The sequence below is a fragment of the Vreelandella lionensis genome (assembly GCF_044543515.1).
GTDB classification, from domain to species: domain Bacteria; phylum Pseudomonadota; class Gammaproteobacteria; order Pseudomonadales; family Halomonadaceae; genus Vreelandella; species Vreelandella lionensis.
Genome location: NZ_JBITWC010000058.1, coordinates 1 through 1,016 on the forward strand (window position 1 = coordinate 1; position 1,016 = coordinate 1,016).

Below are 1,016 nucleotides of genomic sequence, written 5' to 3' on the forward strand. Positions count from 1 at the left end.
CTGGAGCGGATGGACAAGCTGATCCCCTGGACGCAGCTGGAGAAGAAGGTAGCCCGTTATTACCCCAAGGGCGAGAGCGGGCGGCCTCCGTATCCATTGTCTGCCATGCTTCGAGTTCACTGTATGCAGTTGTTCTACAACTTGAGCGATCCGTCAATGGAAGATGCTCTCTACGAGATCGAGTCCATGAGGCATTTCGCCGGTTTGAAGCTAGACCGATTGCCGGACGAAACGACGATTCTCAAGTTTCGTCATTTTCTAGAACGACACAGCCTTGGCAAGGTGCTGTTCCAGGAAGTGAACAAACACCTGGCGAAAAACGGCCTAATGTTGCGCGAAGGCAGCATTGTTGATGCCACTATCATTTCTGCGCCTAGTTCTACCAAAAACAAACATGGCAAGCGCGATCCGGAGATGCACCAGACTAAAAAAGGTGGCTCCTGGCACTTTGGTATGAAAATGCACATAGGTGTCGACGACAAACTTGGGTTGATTCACAGCATCGACACCACGGCTGCTAATGTGCATGACATTGTGCCTGCCGATAAGCTGCTTCACGGTGAAGAGCAGCGCGTCTTCGGTGATGCCGGTTACCTGGGCATTCAAAAGCGAGACGAGCTCCATCACCGCTGCGACGTCTCTTGGTATATTGCCAGACGGCCTGGCACGCGAAAGAAGTTGGATGCCAAGCAACAGAAAGTCGAAAAGATCAAAGCCAGCATCGGAGCCAAGGTGGAGCACCCTTTTCGGTACATCAAGCAAGTCTTTGGTTATGGCAAGGTTCGCTATCGTGGTCTTGCTAAAAACACCCAGCGCCTGCACCTGCTGGCGGCGTTCAGCAACCTGCTGATCAGTGAAAAATACCTGTGGGAATAGGGCTATTGCGCCCGTTTTCCGCTTAATGAGCGGTTAACGGGCAAAAAATGCACAAAGAACGGGAAAATAGTGCCTAAATTTGCAATTTTTTATCAGCTCAAGTGAGCGTTGACGAATATCGGTAATTATTCAGACCTTCC

Annotated in this window: 1 protein-coding gene; it reads left to right on the plus strand. The window is 50.7% G+C overall.

What is annotated here, in order from left to right; genetic code table 11:
• Positions 1-876 (plus strand): IS5 family transposase (locus tag ACIGG6_RS18265; RefSeq protein ID WP_399846553.1); only part of this gene is annotated, 876 nt, incomplete at its 5' end.
• Between the last annotated feature and the right edge of the window lie 140 nt (positions 877-1,016).